Consider the following 18,025-nt stretch of genomic DNA (forward strand, 5'->3'; position numbering starts at 1 on the left):
TTTGTATTTCAGTTTTCGCTAAATTTTCGCTCCTTGTTGACTAATTAGAGTTTGTTTCAACATTATTTGGTTGCGCATTCATTGACTGAATCGAATCATTGTTCTGACCATTATCCGAATCTTTTAATTCAGTGGATTGTTCTTTGTTTTGAGTGAATGATTTATTTGATTGTTGAACTTTCGCTTGGTCTTTTTGTGTTTGTTGATCTATCAAATTATCATTTTTTGGTTTTTGATCTTTACTTTTTATACAAGTTACATGGACCGTTTCACTCCACAAATCCTGTCTTTCGTCTTTGAAGGCATGGTTTGGTCGTTGGAAAGCTCTAAATTTATACGAACCCGGTTTTTCAACAATGAATTTTAATATACTTTCCTTATTTGCTAAAATGGGATCAATACTTCCCTCACCGATTTTTTCACCCTTCTTCGGATTACCTTTTTCACTATAATAAACTTCGTATTGTGATGGACCTTTCATATCACTTCCTTTATTCATAATCACCACTGAAATCTCTATAGCTTCACAAGACTCTATATTTTGATCTGATTTATTAGGAAATTTAAGTGAACTTTTATCCCATTCGTTATCCCAAGTTGCTACCTGTATGACTCCTGTTACCATAGAATGATCATTAAAATATGCACCGGTGTTCGAAGTAAAATAACCAATCGATAGTATTAACAGATAGCAAGTTAGAAAAAGTTGAATGACCATCCTTAGTTTTCTATTTTTTTTACCAAATTTTCTTATTCTTGTATATCGAATATTAATCACATCCCTTATTTTCTATAAAAATATTAATTATTAGACAAAAATCTTGTATTTAAAATATTCATTAATATTAATCACCTTAAAGAAAGATGAACTCTTTATCTAAGGTGATAATACTAATCTTTTTCTAAAAAGAAGGGGGGTAATCCCCTCCCTTCTTTTGGATTATGTTACTTTGCTTCACCATTTCCTTGTTTACCTTCAAACGTCCAAGTTAAATTTAATGAATCACCTTGGAATATATTTTGGTCTTGACCATTATCAACAAATTGATATTGAACTGATAATGTATCAAATGTATTTGGTTTTAAGCTGCCACCCCTTTCTTCAAAAAATGGAACCCAAAGTTTATTTTCAATTGCATCGGGAGACATGCCTTTTAATTGATCTAAAGTAGTAGAATAAATTACTGTATCTCCTTTATCATGGTTGTATAAGAAGTTAACGCGGATATGTTTACCAAAATCTTCTCCACCATTATCCCCTTTAGCATCTGTGACCGTATAATCCGTTTTTAGTAAAATTTTTGCAATGTCTAAAGTTCCTTTATTTTCAAGTTTAAAAGTACGAGTCATCCAATCACCAGGCTTCAAATTTTTTACATCAATAATGGTTGTTGGATTTGCGTTTAAATCTAATGTACCATTTGCAAATTTACTAGTAGTTTGAGCAGAGTCACTGAAATATGCATATGTACCTCCGCCGATTAATGCCAATCCCATAGCTGCTGATGCAATCCCCATTCCCAATTTCTTTTTAATTTTCATTTTTCTTCCTCCTCTTAACCCAATTCTATCTTTAGTAAGTCCTGTTCATAATAACGAACTCACAAGTTGAGTATACTTCATAATAACGAACATTAAAAAGTCTAAAATTCGCTAATTTTTCTTAATAAAGAACGTTATTGTTCGTTTTTCTTTAATTCTCTCTTATTTTCTTACTTTTTTGTATTTTATAAAGAAATTTTTGTTCTTTATAATGAAATATTAATAGTGGTTGTTTTTATATTTATAGGAGGTAAAGGTGATGTTAGGTGAACGAATAAAACGATTAAGAATAGAGAAAGGATTTTCTATGTCAGATTTAGCTAGAATTGCAGGTGTTTCAAAGTCATATTTAAGTCAAATTGAACGTGGAAAACAAAACAATCCTTCTCTCCAATTTTTACAAAAAATTGCAATACCTCTCGAAACGAGTTTGGACTATTTATTAGAAGAAAAAGAGGATCAAGTCAATGTCCAAAATACATTAGATAGTGAATGGCAATTATTGATTCAAAAAGCCATACAGAATGGAATTGATAAAGAGGATTTCAAAGAGTATTTAAACTTTTTGAAATATCAAAAATGGAGAAATACAAAAAAAGACCTTTAGTAATTCTTACTAAAGGTCAGAATTTAAGCTTCTATTCTTTCTTCTTCTTGTTCCTTTTTTAATCGTTTTCGGAACACAAATTTAGATAAGCTAATACTAATTTCATATAGCAACAATAACGGTAATGTCACAACAAAATCAGACATGAAATCAGGAGGAGTTATTACGATCGCAATAATGACTAAAACGAAATAGGCATATTTACGAATCCTTGCCAACACAAATGGATTAATAATACCTATAGATGTTAAAAACATAACAATCGCCGGCAATTCAAATAACACTCCAAAAGGAAGACTCATATATAGAATAAAACGAAAATAGCGGTCGGCCGTGAAATTGGTGACAAACAAATCGGCTCCCATATTTAATAAAAAATTTAATACCATTGGGAAGATGATAAAATACCCGAAAGCAAGCCCGACTATAAATAAAATAAATAAAGCCGGAATATAAGATAGGGTAATTTTTCGTTCCGATGGTTTTAATGCCGGTTTGACAAACAACCAAATTTGCAGAGCTAAAACAGGAATAGTACCGGCTATTGCTACAACAGTGGCCAGCATGAAATAGATGCTAATAATATCACTTGGACCTAAAACCATCAATTTCCCATCTAAATCTCTTACAAACCACTGATAAATATCATCTACATAGATAAAACCAACAATGAAAAAAACAATAAAGGCAATGGCTGAAATAATAATTCTTCTACGTAATTCTTCAAGATGATCGACTAAATATAGTTCTTTATCTTCCATATTTTCCCCTACCAACTTTTAAAGATAAGATGTGAATAACTAAGTGACTCACATTCTTATTAAACTATTCTCAGGAAGAAAAAGGTGCAAGACATATATCTTACACCCTATTTGCTTAATTTTTCCTTTTCTTCCTTCACATCTTCTGTCAATTCACGAGTGGATTTTTTAAATTCTTTTAATGTTTGCCCAAATGCCCGACCGATTTCCGGTAACTTTTTTGGACCAAAAATAATAAGTGCTAATACTAAAATTAAAATTAATCCAGGTACTCCAATATTCGATAGCATGATCTGCATCCCCTTCAAATTAATTTCTCATTGTGATTATAGTATTGTAAATTTATTTTGGGGCATTTTTCCGCAATAATTCATAGGAAATTCACAATATCCATTTCAATAAACTATAATAATATAATTTCGTTTACTTACTTGCACAAATTTCATCTCTATAAATGAATGTAACAATAACCTATATCGAATGTCAATCTTGTTTCTACAAACTATATTTTTTGAAAATTATGACTATTAATCAATTATTACTTATAATTGAAACATTCAAATACTTGTTAATAAAAGGAGGTGTGTGGAATAGAATTTACTCTTTGCTAGTCTGGATAGTGCTCTCTATGTAGAAATTACAATAGACGATAACAATAGGAGGTATACTATTCGTAAAAACGTTCGAAGCGGAGAATATTTTATTAGTCCGAAAGAATTAATTGCCTAGGTAAAAACAAATTTTCGTGAGGCGGAATTTTGCCACCCGCACGAATTTAAAGGGATGTTAGTAAAGTTGACAGAATATGATTTATATGGATTAACATACTAATTCAATATAGACTAGGTACTTCGTGTTGGAGTTAAAAATTACCCGAACTACTTTGTAATACTCTGAAAAAGAGTCCATCAATAGTTCGGGTTATTGATTGTTTAAGTTTAATCCTTTTGTATTAATCCAATCACTGTGTAACTTATGATACCTAAAACTAATTCAAATATACTAACTTCTCATTTTTTACGATCGTAAATCCTAAATTCATAATCATATGGGTTCATATCATCCTTGATACCTTTTTCAACGGAGACAAGATTCCATTCCTCTTCATTAAAATTCGGAAAATAGGTATCTCCTTCAAACTCTTCGTTGATGAATGTGATATAGAGCCGATCGGCATAAGGGAATGTTTCTTTAAAAATTTCTGCACCACCTATTACGAATATCTCATCGATTTTCTCTTTACTGTAGTTAACAAATGCCTCTACAGAATAAAACATCGTACAGCCTTTGCATATGTAATCCTGCTGACGAGTAATAACGATATTCTCTCGACCAGGTAGAATTCGTCCAATCGACTCGTGTGTTTTTCTCCCCATGACAATCGGATGCCCCATCGTTACCCTTTTAAAGAATTTTAAATCCTCCGGCAAATGCCAAGGAAGCTGATTATTTTTTCCGATCAACCGATTTTTGTCCATTGCGACAATAAAGGAAAGCATATATAGATACCTCTCTTCTTAAATAAAAAATTAAACAGCAATGGGTGCTTTAATGGTAGGATGAGGATCATATCCAATAATTTGAATATCGTCCATATTAAAATCAAATACAGACTTTACTTCAGGATTAAGTTTTAATGTAGGGAGTGGTTTTGGTTCACGACTAAGCTGGGTCTTTACTTGTTCAATATGATTTAAATAAATATGGGCATCACCTAATGAATGTATAAATTCACCAACTTGTAAACCACATTCATGGGCAATTAAATGGGTGAGAAGCGCATAGCTTGAAATATTAAAAGGAACTCCTAAAAAGATGTCACCCGAACGCTGATATAACTGACAACTCAATTTCCCATCTGCAACATAAAATTGAAAAAGTGTATGACATGGTGGTAACAGTGCCTCCCCATGTGAAAATTGATTTGCATTCCAGCTTACAACTAAGTGCCTACGGCTATCAGGATTGGATTTAATTTGTTCAATGACCTCTTTTAATTGATCAGTTGATCCATAAGGGCCTTGAAAACTTCTCCACTGTGCACCATATGCAGCAGGACCGATGGAGCCCCATTTCTTTGCAAATTCATCATCTTCTAATATCCGATTGCAAAACTTCTCTTTTTCCTCTTGATAAACTTTAGCAAATTCTTCATCTTGCTGTGAACGATGGGCAAAGTTTGTCATATCTGGACCATTATATTCCTCAGACTCAACATACTTTTTAAATGGCCACTCATCCCAAATATGATTATTATGTTGAAGTAAGAAGCGAATATTGGTATCACCTTTTATAAACCACAGTAATTCACTTACCACTAAACGGAAAGGAACCCTTTTCGTTGTTAATAAAGGAAAGCCTTTGTTCAAATCAAACCTCATTTGATAACCAAAAACCGATAAAACCCCTGTTCCTGTTCTATCATCTTTTTTATTTCCATTATCAAGTACATACTGACACAAGTCTAAATAGGCATACTCTGGATGTTGCAAAAAGAATCACTCTCCATTTCTATTGAAACACCAATGCATTAATAGAATATCATATTACGCTCCATCTAACACTGATGAAATCATCTAGAGATTAATGAAGACTTTCCATCAACTGATAGGTTAATGGTGCCTTCGTTTTTAGTTGTTCATTAGTTTGGTTATTTAAATAATACATGGCAAAGGCTTCAGCAAAATATTCCTCATGATATTGAAAATATTCATTATTAGGAAATAATTTTTCATACTCCTGCTTCCATATTTCATTAAATTTCTTTGTTTTACTAATATGATTAAATACGAGATTATCTATAGAATGAGCCAATTCATGTAATTCCAAATTCACAGAACCATGTCCATTTCCTTTTTCACTCGCACCAATTTTCACATGTACAACCTTAGATCCGCCAATACCAGGTACATTATCCCAAGTTACCCCGTTTTGATAACCCCTCGGTGTTTTTCCTAATAAATGGCGGGTAGTCGTGTGGTCCGTAAGTTTTCCAGAAAATAGATTGACGATGATACCCTCTTGATAAATTTTTTCAATAATCGATGACCTTATTGAACCAATTCGATTAATCATCAAAGCAACATCTTTATGATTAAATGACTCACGTGGGAGATAGATGATTTCCTTTAATTGTTCTGGTAAATTGGAATTCAGAGAATGAATGAGAATCGTATCATTGGGATAATCGCCTAAAGCAACCCCTTCAATGGATGCCTGGGATGTTCGAATTGATTGCAGGTATAAGCTTATGATGAAAAATAGAATAACCCATTTACGCATGATTATATCCCCAATTTATATAATATTACTATAATTATAACATGCTAAATAGATTGATAGTTTTCTATAAAAATAGGTAACTTGAGGAAAAATGGAAGAAGAGAGCAATCTCTCTGGTCAGCTTCAAATGATCAGATCACTAAAAATGAGATAAGTATACACAGCATAATGAAATGGACGTATTTTAGATCATTCTCGAAATCAATTATAATTTTTTTAACAAATAAGGCTGCTAAAACTAAGCAGCCTTCTAAAACTATTAAACTTGTAATCCAAAATTCCGGCATAATGCAGCAAGTCCACCTGAAAATCCGCTTCCAACAGCATTGAATTTCCATTCACCATTATGACGGTACAGCTCACAGATAACCACTGCTGTTTCTACCGAAAAGTCCTCTCCTAAATCAAAGCGCAGGATCTCACGTCCTGTTTCTTCGTCAACGACACGAACAAAGGCGTTATTTACTTGACCAAAATTTTGTTTTCTTGCCTCTGCCTCATGAATCGTTACAGTAATAGCGATGCGATGAACATGGGAAGGTACCCTGCTAAAATCAATACGAATTTGTTCATCATCGCCATCTCCATATCCTGTACGATTATCTCCTGTATGTTCAACTGCCCCAGAAGGATCAGATAAATTATTATAGAAAACAAAATCTAATTCATTAATCACCCGACTATTTTCATCGGTCAAAAACGCACAAGCATCCAAATCGAAATCATGCCCACCATGGTAGTGGTTCGTATCCCATCCTAGACCGATAATGACTTTTTTTAATCCTGGATTTGTTTTGGTTAAATCAATTCTTTGTCCTTTTGTTAAATTAATAGCCAATTGTACCACCTCATCCTGATCTTTATTCATTAACAGCTACATCCTTATAAATGGGTGTACAGTATTACTAAGTATTAGCTGTATGAACGAACAATTTCAGCCAATCCAGTCGCATTTGTTCCATTACCAACAGCAGCGAATTTCCATTCGTTCCCATATCGATAAATTTCACCAACTACAAGGCATGTCTTACCATTATAATCATCCGTCAAATTATAATGAATTAATTCTTGATGGGTATTAGGATTCACGACACGAATAAATGCATTTCGAATCATACCGAAGTGCTGTTTTCTTTTTACACAATCATAAATATTTACCACAAATACTAGTTTTTTAATATGAGCTGGTACTCGACTTAGATCAATCATAATTTGCTCATCGTCACCGTCACCATCTCCAGTCAAATTATCACCGGAATGCTGTACGCTACCGTCTACACTTCTTAAGTTACCAAAATAAATGACATCTTTGTTATTTTGCAATTTATCATTGTCTCCCAACATAAGTACGGAAGCATCACAGTCCACATTCGGGGCACTCGCACCACCAAATAAAGCACTAAAAAAGCCTCCACCACCACTCTTTTGAACAGGATCCCAACCTAAGCCTACCATAATTTTTGTCAGTCCCGGATTTCCTTTCGTTAAATCTACACGCTGTCCTTTTTGTAAATTAATAGCCATTTCTCTCACCTCATTAATATATTACAGCTTCATCTTTTTAAAGTTTTCCTGAAGTTGTTCCAGGCGTTTTGTCCCTTCCTGGCGTAAGCGTTTATTTTCTTCTTCTATTGCTTTTGTTTCCTGCAATCCTTTTAAGATAATGTTCCAAGATTCTTCAATTGTTTCCATTTTAATGCTCGGTCCACCAGCAAGTCTTGCAATTTCAGTGCTTTGTTGTGAAATATTTTGTGCATTTCTAAGCAGCATCTCATTTGTCCGGCGATCGAGTTCACTCATGGAATCTGCAACCAGCTTTTGACGCTTAGCTGCAACGGCTTGAATTAAGCCATTTTTAAATATTGGGATAGTAGTTACAAATGCAGAATTTATCTTACCTATCAATTTAGTATTTCCACGCTGGAGCATCCTGATTTGTGGAGCCGTCTGCAAAGCTACCATTTTGGCCATTTCAAGATCGTAAATTCTTTGTTCTAATGCCTCAATCGCGTTTTTTAATGAATCCAGCTGCATCGAAGCTAGCTGATCTCCTGAAGCAACCCTAGTCTCCAGTTGAGGAAGTTGATGATTTTTCAATTCCTCGACTTTTATTTCACCAGCAACAATATACTTCTCAAGGGTCAAATAGTATTGGTAGTTTTGTTCATACATCTCTTCAAGCATATTAGTGGCTTCGACCATTTCCTGTTTATACTTAGAAATTTCTACATATACTTTATCAATTTCATGGCCCATCGTCTGATATTTTCCAAACAGCTTTTCGATCATCTTTTCGCCTTTTTTAAATAACTTACCAAAAAAGCCACCTGATGTTTTTTGAAAATCTTTTGGATCAAACTTATCCATTATTCTTCCTAGTTGTTTCAATAATTCACCGGAATCCTCAACCTTCGTCGTCCTCATATTTCCTAGAATTTGATCAGAAAAACTAGAGATTTGCTCTGCCGGCTCCTTCCCAAACTCCAATATTTGGATTTGGTCCCTTTCGTCTATTGATCGGGCTAAATTTTGAATTTCCGGTTCTTTTCGAAGTGCTAGCTTAATATCAGAAACCTTTGTTTCTGTTAATTTATCTTCAGCGGACTGCAAAGTAATATCATTAGAGGAATTTGTTGATAAATTCAATGGTTAGTCCCCCCTAAAATTTTTCAAGATTCCTTGGATAAGCCCTTTTTGAAAGATGGACGGCTCCTTATACTCCAAATCAAATACAACATCCTCAAGCCAGTGGATATCAAATAATTGGTTGTCTAAGTAATTCTCAATGTCGTTATGACCAGTTGGATTAAATAGAATGATATCAATTCCAAATTGATTAAGTAATAGAATCAAAGCTGCATCTGACCTAGAAAGCGTTCCGGTTCTCTCATTATTAAAGATAATTAATTTAGGTACATGTTGAGAATAATCGAACTTCTCTAGCAACTGGATGATGTTTTTCGGTATAAACATGGATTGAGTAAACAGATAAATTTTAACTTCTTCCATGTTTTCCTTAGAAAATGGTTTTAATCCTGGATTTTCACAAAGTCTCCTGATGGCTTCTGCCAAGCCGTATTGTAAACCCTTTGGCAAATAGGAATAAGGCCAATAATGTGCCTGAATAATTTTTTCCGGATTAATTCGACCATCCTTTTCTAAAGCATTACGGTAATGAAATCGAAAGTCGCTTGAACTAGGAATTGAAAACGGAAGTCTTTGAATAAATAGGGTATGCTCGAGTTGGTTAAGAGAATGAATTCGATCCCAGTACTCTTTTCTGTTTCTGCTAACACCTTGAACTTTTGCGAAAATAGAAGGTATTTTCACCTGTCCATTTTTCACCTCAAATTCAGGGCGGATCATCGCCATCTCTTTTCCCAAAATAAACAATTCATCGAAAGTCGTTTTCAAGGTCAATGATGACGGGATGTATTCTCTTAATTGCCATGGTTTATATAGACCTGAACCTTCCTGGTTTAATACCATTTCAATTTCCTTTGAAGCTCGATACGCTACTGTTGTTTTCCGGCTGCGCCTTTTCGTTGGAAATGGTTCAGGAGTTGACGTTTTTGGGTAGCGATATTCAAAAATATCATCGATTCCCATTCCTTCTAGGATGTCTTTTCCTTCCGGATGAAAAATAACTATATCGCAACCAAGCTTAATTAAATAATAAAGAAAATACTGATGACTTTTCTTAAAATCGCCATACCATAAAAACTTTGGCATTTCTTTTTCGGGATTAGCATCTTTGAGTAGAGGTTGTAGGTGGTTATATGACCACTTAACAAGATCTACAAGAACACGCCTTAATTCGGAATTATTTAACCCATTGCTTTCACGTGCAGCAAATAATTCCAATGTTTCCTTCATAGCTTCCCTCAATTTGCGGTGGACCGCTGGCACACTGGATTTTAATAATAACTCTTCTCCTTCCAGAAAAGCGGTAAATCGGTTGGGAGATAGTTTCTGTTCCTGATTAATATTGATTACTCTCTGTATCGATTGAAAATGCAAATTATTTATTGCCTTATTTAAGGAATCTTTACTTAATAGTCGAAGATTTGTCTCCGGCAAATGGACATAATCAAATAACTGATTATAATACTCATCCGTATCGATTGGAACCCCGAGGAATTTCCCCAACACCTGGCCAATTTGAATAACCCCATTTTGCAGTAAATAATTTGGTCGCTCTGAGAGTGGCTTTTTCAACATTCCAATCCAATTATCGTATGTAAGGGATACCTGCCGGATGTTTAATTGATTGTTTGTTGGTAGCAATCCAATTCCCTTCCCTCTAAAGCGATAGCTTCATTTCAACTTAATAAATTATGTAAAATTTGTTCTTTATCCTAACACTGTTAGAAATTCCTACATTCGTATATACGATTATCGATAAAAAATGTTTCATAAAAACAAGATTTTTTCACCTTTGTTCACATTTTTCCTTGTCCCTACATAGTATTGAGTACTCAAGATAAAGTAGGTGACTAACATTGCGATTTTTATATAAACGACCGCAAGCAGAAACAGTCCAAGAAGAATTAAAAACAGTATTCGAAGTTATGGGATCAGAACTTTTTATTTACCTCGACTTATTTCTATTTAGTATTATTTTTACACTACTTCTTTCACCTGTAATAAAATCAATCACCATGGTAATTGTATTTCTAGTGTCGAGCTATAGTATTTTTTCAATTATTTATATCTTTCTTTTCAAGATGAAAGTGGAAAATAGCTAGACTTTTTAGAGGAATCCCTTCACAAAAAATGTGAATTTCTATCCCCTGCCCTAACCTCCAAGTTTTTCACTTGATCCTTATTATCTAATGTTTTACAAACTACATCTTTCTTAAGAACGATAAATAATCACCTGATTTGAAAACACTAGGCAATTATTTTGCGCTGTACTAAGGCATAGGCATATATAGATACCATGGTCTAGCTATGCCACGAAATAAAAAAATGGGAGGTCCATACGTTAACTCTCCCATTTAAACCTTATGATTGATTTTCATTGCTCGTTTTTTCCTTTTTATTCATAAAGTGAACAATAAATGTGGCTCCAAATGTTACTAATAAAATGACGAAGAATGTGACATGCCCTATATCAATGTGGAATACTTTCAACAACATTTTAATTGCAATAAATAGAATTAAAATATACGCAGTCGTTTCAAGTTCTGGAATCCGATCAATTAACGTAATAAAGATACCGGCAATGCCTCGCATCATTAAAACTCCAAGCATTCCACCTAATAATAGTACCCATACTTCTTCACTTATTCCAAATGCTGCTAGAACACTATCAACAGAAAAAGCAATATCCATTAACTCAACCGCAGCCACTGTACCCCAAAAAGTTCCAAATAAACGGATGAATAAACCGTTTTTATTTATGCCATGTTCTTCTTCCGATTCTGTCGTTAGTGCCTCTTTTCGTTTATCCATAAAGTATTTAATAGACAACCATGCCAAATAACCTGCACCTAATAATTTTACCCACCAAAGTTTAATTAAGTACACACCTACTCCAATAGCAATAAAACGGAAAAGATAGGCTCCTAATAATCCATAAAAGAGCGCTTTTTTTCGTTGATTTTCAGGTAAATGTTTAACCATTACAGCTAAAACTAAGGCATTATCTGCTGAAAGTAAACCTTCAAGTATAACGAGCGTACCGATTAATCCCCAGGATACTGGATCTGTTAATACCTCACCCCACATTTTCCAATCAAAAAACTGTGCATAAGTATTTAATATATCTTGTAAAACAGACATTCAAGTATTTCCTCCTAGATGTAACCAATTTTTCTAAAGACCCAGCTAAAGCTGGGTCTCTTCTCTTTTCAAGTTAGCTCACTTGTAATCCAAAATCAGTAGCCAGGGCTGCTAAACCACCTTGATAACCACTTCCGATGGCACTAAATTTCCACTCGCCATTGTGTCGATAAAGCTCGCCCACAACAATGGCTGTTTCAATAGAGAAATCTTCTCCTAAATCATAACGAATTAATTCCTCTCCAGTTACTTCATTAAAAATACGAACATAGGAATTAGATACCTGTCCAAAATTTTGTTTTCGAATATCAGCTTCATGGATGGTAATGGTAAAAGCAATTCTCTGAATATTTGCTGGCACCATTGAAAGGTTTACACTAATTTGTTCGTCATCGCCGTCACCTTCACCTGTACGGTTGTCTCCATTATGTATGACAGCACCATTTCCCCCTTTAGGATTATTATAAAAAACAAAATCGGTTTCAGTTGTAACTTTCCCATTTTCTCCTAATAGAAATACAGAAGAGTCTAAGTCAAAATCATATCCACCATCATATTTATTAATATCCCAACCCAGCCCGACAACTACTTTTGTTAAACCTGGATTTGTCTTAGTAAGGTCTACTTTTTGTCCTTTTGATAAACTTACTGCCATTTTTACATTCCTCCTAATTTCGTAATAGTTTATTTACGAAATTTCTTAAGAAAAGTTTCATATGTTCGTTATATTTCTTTCTATGTTTTAGTTAATCCATTTTTTAGTAAAATTGATTGAAAACATATTATTTCACTTTATACAAAAAGAAATGGACGAAACAAATTCGTCCTTTTATATTAACAGTGTGCTTCAAAAGCACCGAGTAAATTATTCATGATTGATTCCATCGGCATTCCTTCGATGTCATGGCGTGGAATAAAGTGAACGACTTTTTTTCCTTTTAATAAAGCCATGGATGGGGATGATGGCTCAATGCCCTCAAAATACTCACGCATTTTTGCTGTTGCTTCTTTATCTTGTCCTGCAAATACCGTAACAAGATGATCCGGTTTCTTTTCGCTGTTTAATACAGCCTGAGTTGCAGCAGGACGAGCTAGCCCGGCAGCACAACCGCATACGGAATTAACTACCACTAAAGTTGTACCTTCCACATTTTCCATAAATTCCTCTACCTCTTCAGCGGTTGTCAACTCCTTAAACCCAGCTCTTGTTAGTTCTTCCCGCATCGGCTGCACCATTTGTCTCATATACTCTTCATAAGCATTTAACATAATTTTCACTCCGTTTCAATGGTCACTCTAATATTACTATAGCCTTTACCTATTATCCAAATTATTCACTTGATTTTCTTGCTTCCGTCATTTGCTTCCATACTGACCCTTTGGCATCCTCTCCCCCTTCAATCCGTTCAATAGCCATTTTTATTTGCATGCTTACCTCAAATTCAGGATCGTTCTCGGCCTGTTTTAAAGCAGGAAGGGCTCGTTCGTCTCCCACCTCATATAAAAACATTGCCGCCCTCCAGCGGACCAATTTACTTGGATCCTTTAAGGCCTCCAACATAGCATCCTGTGCTTCGGGAAATCCTAAATCAGACAAACAATCTCCTGCAGTTCTCCTTACTGTAACCGTCTTATCTTTAAGCGCTTTATATAAAAGTGGTAAAACGGCTTTATCTTTAATCATTCCTAGATAAACGACTGCCAGTCTTCGAATGGATGGCTTTACATCTGACAAAGCTTTTTCAAGAACAGGCAATTCCTCTAGCTGAGGATCATCCATTTGTTCAAGTAGCTGGTATCGGTATTGCCAATCAGGGTGATTCAAATCTTCTAATGTTACTTTTCTCCACTGATGTTTAGTTTTCGATTCTGATCCCGATACTGTTGTTTGTGCCTTTTTGACCAATTCCTCCAGTCGCTCTTTCGGATAAGCTGCAATCAATTCTTCCACTACCTCTTGACCTACCTGCTCAATGTCTCCATACCTTACTCCAAGGTTTTTCCACTTTCTTAACAAAATATAGTTCTCTTCTGGTAGCTGTGCTTTTTCCCGCATCTTTAAAAAGTACTCAGGCATACCAAATCGTTTTTCATTAGAACCATCTGTCAGCTTTACTTGAAGGGGAATATCTTTAAACATTTGAACTTCAACTTTAATCTCTCCGAAATGACTATCAATAGCAGTATTCGTATCTCCCTGTTCAACTGCTTTTTCGCCAAAAGCCATTCGAATCTTTGGTAATAGCACTTTCCAATCATATTTTGCATTCCGTTCAACAGCAAGGAAATCCGCTACATGGTAAACACCTTTTACACCTTCTATTTCAAGGATTTTCTTGATAACATCAGGTGCATCTCCTGCTGTTTCTTTTTTATAATTATGGCTCTTGCCCATTGGAAGTTCTTGATCTAAAGAAATTTTCATTGTATTAGGGCTTGGCGTAGGCTCTATGGATATAATGTTCAATACAATCACCTTATTCTTATAATTTCTAATTTCAAGTTTAACATATTGAATAAGGTACAATCATATACAATGCTTTTCAATCATTTTTACTCATTTTCTGCAAGCTCGGCTAAATAAGTCCACCGTTCAATTAATTGTTCCAATTTCATATTTAATTCTGCTTCCTTCTTCATTAATTCCTCTAATTTCACAAAATCACTACCTGCATTCGCCATCTCATTAACAACTTCTTCCAACAAACCTTCCGTTTGAGCAATTGTATGATCAATTTCCTCCCATTCTTTTTTCTCCATATAAGTCATTTTTTTCCTTTTTATTTTCTCCTGAGTCTTCGTTGCATTCACTGTAGAAGGAGGTGTATTTTCTGTAACAGATAAAGTGTTATTTTCCATGTATTCACTATAATTTCCATAAAACGTTTCTATTCTTCCTTCCCCTTTAAGGACTAAAAGTTGTTCAACAACCTTATCAAGAAAATAACGATCATGAGATACAGTGATGACGACTCCAGGAAAATCTTCCAAATAATCCTCCAGTACTGTCAATGTCTGTGTATCAAGGTCATTTGTCGGCTCATCGAGTAGTAACACATTTGGAGCTGTCATCAAAATCTTTAATAAATAGAGTCTTCGTTTTTCTCCTCCGGAAAGCTTTCGAATAGGTGTTCCATGGGTGTACGATGGAAATAAAAAACGTTCAAGCATTTGTGCTGCTGTTACCATTTTTCCATCCGATGTCTCCACAATTTGAGCGGTCTCTTTGATATATTCAATCATCCGCATATTTTCATCCATATCTTCGCCTTCTTGTGTATAATAGGCAATTTTCACCGTTTGACCCATGATGAACTCCCCATCATCCAATGGTATTCGTTGGGCAAGAATATTTAATAATGTAGATTTCCCGGCACCATTCTGTCCGATAATTCCAATCCGATCACCAGGTTTAATAATCAAATTAAACTGATGAAGTATCGTTTTATTGCCAAATCTTTTGGAAGCATTTTTTAGTTCAAACACTTGTTTACCAAGCCTACTTCCATTCATTGACAAATCCAGTTTATCCGTAGTCGGCTTGCCACTAGAGAGCTTTTTATTTAATTCTTCAAACCGTTGAATTCTAGCCTTTTGTTTCGTTGTACGAGCTTTTGCCCCACGCCGGATCCATTCGAGTTCTTGTCTAAATAAGTTTTTTCTTTTTTCATACGTGGCTGCTTCATTTTCTTCACGAATCGATTTTGCTTCTAAAAAATCAGCATAATTTCCCTTATAGTTGTATAGTTTACCGCCGTCCAGTTCTAACATTCTATTCGTGACTCGATCCAAAAAGTAACGATCGTGAGAAACAAGGAGAATAGAACCTTTATATCTGCTCAAGTAGTCCTCAAGCCACTTAACGGTATTAAAATCCAAATGGTTCGTTGGCTCATCTAGGATCAACAAATCGGGTTCAGCAATCAACGCTTGCGCCAAGGCGACCCTTTTCTTTTGCCCACCTGAAAGATGACCAATCTGTTGATTAAAATCATCAATTCCCAATTTTGTCAGGATTGATTTTGCATTTGTGCTCGCATCCAATTGTTTTTGCAAGCGAAAAAGATCCTCTTGAACCCTTGTATCATTTGGGGAATTATTTAGTAATGTCAACGTCCTTTCGTATTCCCGCATAATCTTTAAGATTGGAGCATCGCCATCGAAAACCTGCTCAAGCACCGTTCGATTCACATCAAAATCTGGCTGTTGACTCAAATAAGCAATTGAATAATCTTTTCCTGAAATCACTTTCCCTTCATCTGGGAAATCCAATCCTGCAACAATTTTTAACAAAGACGATTTGCCTGTACCATTGATCCCTATCAGCCCCACCCGTTCTTTTTCAGCAATGGTAAAGGAAATCTGCTTAAATAATTGTTTTTCTCCATATGTTTTTGAAATATTTTCAACTGATAGTATTTTCATAGTTCTCGTCCATTCCATTCACTAAAAAATTGATCTAAAAAGGCCTCCATCATTCTGTGACGCTCTTCAGCCATATCTTTCGCTGTTTTTGTATTTAATAAATCTCTCAATTTTAAGAGCTTTTCATAGAAATGATGGATACTGGTGGATTTTCCATTTCTGTATTCTTCTAAGCTCATTTCTCGCCTAATCTGGATGCCCGGATCATAGATCGGTTGTCCCTTTTTCCCGCCAAAAGCAAAAACTCTAGCAATACCAATGGCGCCAATAGCATCCAGCCGGTCTGCATCTTGAACAATTTCTGCCTCAACCGTTTCTAATTTTGAAGTGTGACCACCCTTAAATGAAATGGTATTAACTATTTTTTTTATATGAGCCTTTGCAATTGTTCCAATCGGCAAGGATTCTAGAAATGAATGAAGCTTTTGTTCCCCTTTTTCCATACTTTCATTTAGCTTTTCATCAGGGATATCATGAAGTAATGCTGCCATTTCAATAATAAATGGGTCACCTTTTCCTTCTTGTTTACAAATATGTAATGCATTTCTCCGAACACGGTCCACATGAAACCAATCATGGCCTGTGACATCATCCCCTAATTCTTTTCGAACAAATCTTTCTGTTTCTTCAATAATATTTTTTTTCAACTTGATCCACCTGCCTTTATCTCTGATATTTTAACATAAAAAAATAACCTCAAAATATATTGAGGTCTTATTTTGAAACTCTTTATTTCATACCATTGAACCAACTAATGCCTAGGGTGTTTTCTCCTGCATGAACACCTATAACGGCCCCTAAAGGTGCTGTCGAAACTTTAAGTTCAGGATATGCTAGCTCCAACTCGCTGCGCCACTCATTTGCTTGCTCTTCGTATAGACCGTACAATAGATATACTTCTTTAAAAGAATGTTTTTCATATGCTTGTTTAAAGTAATTTAAAATTCGTTCTTTTGCTTTATTTTCACTCCTAACCTTATCTTTGACGAATAAGGAGCCTTTATCAAAAGAGATGATTGGCTTTATATTTAACATACTGCCAAGGATAAATTTTAACCCCGACAGCCTACCGCCTCGATGAAGCTGCTCTAAACTTCCGACTAAAACGTAGGTTTCATTCGTATCTCTAATCTCTTCCATTCGTTTTATAACTTCTTGAAGATTTTTCCCGGCTTCTAGGAGTTCCATCCCTTTTTTCATTAGAGCTGACATTGGAAGTGAAAGAATGTTGGAATCAAATACAGTCACTGGAATTCGCACCAGTTTGGCAGCTTGCTGACTGGATGATACAGTTCCACTTAGTTTTCCTGATAAGTGAACACTAATCACTTGATCATATTTTTTCTCCAGCTTTTCATACAATGCATGAAATGCCCCTACTGAAGGCTGAGAAGTTTTTGGCGGGCTTTTAAGCTGTTTTAACCTTTCAAATAATTGTTTTGGAGTTAAGTTAATACCGTCCACAAATTCCTCACCATCTAAGATAACTGATAAAGGAACACAATATACATCTGGATGGTTCATTAAATTTTCATCTAAATATGCCGTGCTATCCGTAACCCAGGCAGTTTTTAACAATCGAAATGCCTCCTCGTCATTTTTAGTACCTACTACTAATAGT

The 18,025-nt window shown here is 35.0% G+C and carries 19 protein-coding genes; 1 reads left to right on the plus strand and 18 read right to left on the minus strand.

The window, feature by feature from the left end; translation table 11 throughout:
- Positions 1-40 precede the first annotated feature (40 nt).
- A complete protein-coding gene (gene tapA / locus G4Z05_RS08700; protein ID WP_163251526.1) occupies positions 41-778 on the minus strand; it encodes an amyloid fiber anchoring/assembly protein TapA in 738 nt (245 codons plus the stop codon).
- Positions 779-945: 167 nt separating this feature from the next.
- Positions 946-1,542, minus strand: coding sequence for a CalY family protein (locus G4Z05_RS08705; protein ID WP_163251527.1), 597 nt, complete (start codon positions 1,540-1,542; stop codon positions 946-948).
- A gap of 259 nt (positions 1,543-1,801) precedes the next feature.
- On the opposite strand from G4Z05_RS08705, the gene G4Z05_RS08710 reads away from it, so the two are divergent.
- The gene (locus G4Z05_RS08710) at positions 1,802-2,149 is read left to right on the plus strand and encodes a helix-turn-helix domain-containing protein (RefSeq protein ID WP_163251529.1); all 348 of its coding nucleotides are present in this window, start codon (positions 1,802-1,804) and stop codon (positions 2,147-2,149) included.
- A gap of 23 nt (positions 2,150-2,172) precedes the next feature.
- Here the strand turns inward: G4Z05_RS08710 and tatC are convergent, their stop codons facing one another.
- The 16 genes from tatC to G4Z05_RS08795 all read right to left on the minus strand — a co-directional run bounded on the left by tatC (position 2,173) and on the right by G4Z05_RS08795 (position 17,982).
- Positions 2,173-2,910, minus strand: a complete 738-nt coding sequence (gene tatC / locus G4Z05_RS08715) for a twin-arginine translocase subunit TatC (protein WP_163251531.1) — start codon at positions 2,908-2,910, stop codon at positions 2,173-2,175.
- Positions 2,911-3,017: 107 nt separating this feature from the next.
- The gene (locus G4Z05_RS08720; protein ID WP_163251533.1) at positions 3,018-3,200 is read right to left on the minus strand and encodes a twin-arginine translocase TatA/TatE family subunit; all 183 of its coding nucleotides are present in this window, start codon (positions 3,198-3,200) and stop codon (positions 3,018-3,020) included.
- Positions 3,201-3,920: 720 nt separating this feature from the next.
- Positions 3,921-4,409, minus strand: coding sequence for a dihydrofolate reductase (locus G4Z05_RS08730; RefSeq protein ID WP_163251535.1), 489 nt, complete (start codon positions 4,407-4,409; stop codon positions 3,921-3,923).
- 30 nt (positions 4,410-4,439) lie between these two features.
- On the minus strand, positions 4,440-5,402 hold the full coding sequence (locus G4Z05_RS08735; protein ID WP_163251537.1) for a thymidylate synthase: 963 nt from the start codon (positions 5,400-5,402) through the stop codon (positions 4,440-4,442).
- A gap of 91 nt (positions 5,403-5,493) precedes the next feature.
- Positions 5,494-6,192, minus strand: a complete 699-nt coding sequence (locus G4Z05_RS08740; protein ID WP_163251539.1) for an anthrax toxin lethal factor-related metalloendopeptidase — start codon at positions 6,190-6,192, stop codon at positions 5,494-5,496.
- A 259-nt stretch (positions 6,193-6,451) separates the two neighbouring features.
- A complete protein-coding gene (locus G4Z05_RS08745) occupies positions 6,452-7,030 on the minus strand; it encodes a TerD family protein (protein WP_163251628.1) in 579 nt (192 codons plus the stop codon).
- 74 nt (positions 7,031-7,104) lie between these two features.
- A complete protein-coding gene (locus G4Z05_RS08750) occupies positions 7,105-7,716 on the minus strand; it encodes a TerD family protein (RefSeq protein ID WP_163251540.1) in 612 nt (203 codons plus the stop codon).
- A gap of 21 nt (positions 7,717-7,737) precedes the next feature.
- Positions 7,738-8,838, minus strand: coding sequence for a toxic anion resistance protein (locus G4Z05_RS08755; protein ID WP_163251547.1), 1,101 nt, complete (start codon positions 8,836-8,838; stop codon positions 7,738-7,740).
- 3 nt (positions 8,839-8,841) lie between these two features.
- The gene (locus G4Z05_RS08760; RefSeq protein WP_163251549.1) at positions 8,842-10,479 is read right to left on the minus strand and encodes a YceG family protein; all 1,638 of its coding nucleotides are present in this window, start codon (positions 10,477-10,479) and stop codon (positions 8,842-8,844) included.
- 720 nt (positions 10,480-11,199) lie between these two features.
- Entirely contained in the window at positions 11,200-11,979 is a 780-nt protein-coding gene (locus G4Z05_RS08765) for a TerC family protein (RefSeq protein WP_163251550.1), read from the minus strand.
- Positions 11,980-12,052: 73 nt separating this feature from the next.
- Complete coding sequence (locus G4Z05_RS08770) at positions 12,053-12,634, minus strand: TerD family protein (RefSeq protein ID WP_163251551.1); 582 nt, start codon at positions 12,632-12,634, stop codon at positions 12,053-12,055.
- 179 nt (positions 12,635-12,813) lie between these two features.
- On the minus strand, positions 12,814-13,248 hold the full coding sequence (locus G4Z05_RS08775) for a BrxA/BrxB family bacilliredoxin (RefSeq protein ID WP_163251552.1): 435 nt from the start codon (positions 13,246-13,248) through the stop codon (positions 12,814-12,816).
- Positions 13,249-13,309: 61 nt separating this feature from the next.
- Positions 13,310-14,446, minus strand: a complete 1,137-nt coding sequence (locus tag G4Z05_RS08780) for a conserved virulence factor C family protein (protein ID WP_163251553.1) — start codon at positions 14,444-14,446, stop codon at positions 13,310-13,312.
- An 86-nt stretch (positions 14,447-14,532) separates the two neighbouring features.
- Positions 14,533-16,404, minus strand: coding sequence for an ABC-F family ATP-binding cassette domain-containing protein (locus tag G4Z05_RS08785; protein WP_163251562.1), 1,872 nt, complete (start codon positions 16,402-16,404; stop codon positions 14,533-14,535).
- Positions 16,401-17,051, minus strand: coding sequence for an HD domain-containing protein (locus G4Z05_RS08790; RefSeq protein WP_163251564.1), 651 nt, complete (start codon positions 17,049-17,051; stop codon positions 16,401-16,403). Before G4Z05_RS08790 ends, G4Z05_RS08785 begins: the two co-directional genes overlap by 4 nt.
- Before the next feature lie 82 nt (positions 17,052-17,133).
- The gene (locus G4Z05_RS08795) at positions 17,134-17,982 is read right to left on the minus strand and encodes a DegV family protein (RefSeq protein WP_163251566.1); all 849 of its coding nucleotides are present in this window, start codon (positions 17,980-17,982) and stop codon (positions 17,134-17,136) included.
- Between the last annotated feature and the right edge of the window lie 43 nt (positions 17,983-18,025).

The organism is Neobacillus thermocopriae (genome assembly GCF_010975035.1).
Lineage (GTDB): Bacteria > Bacillota > Bacilli > Bacillales > Cytobacillaceae > Neobacillus > Neobacillus thermocopriae.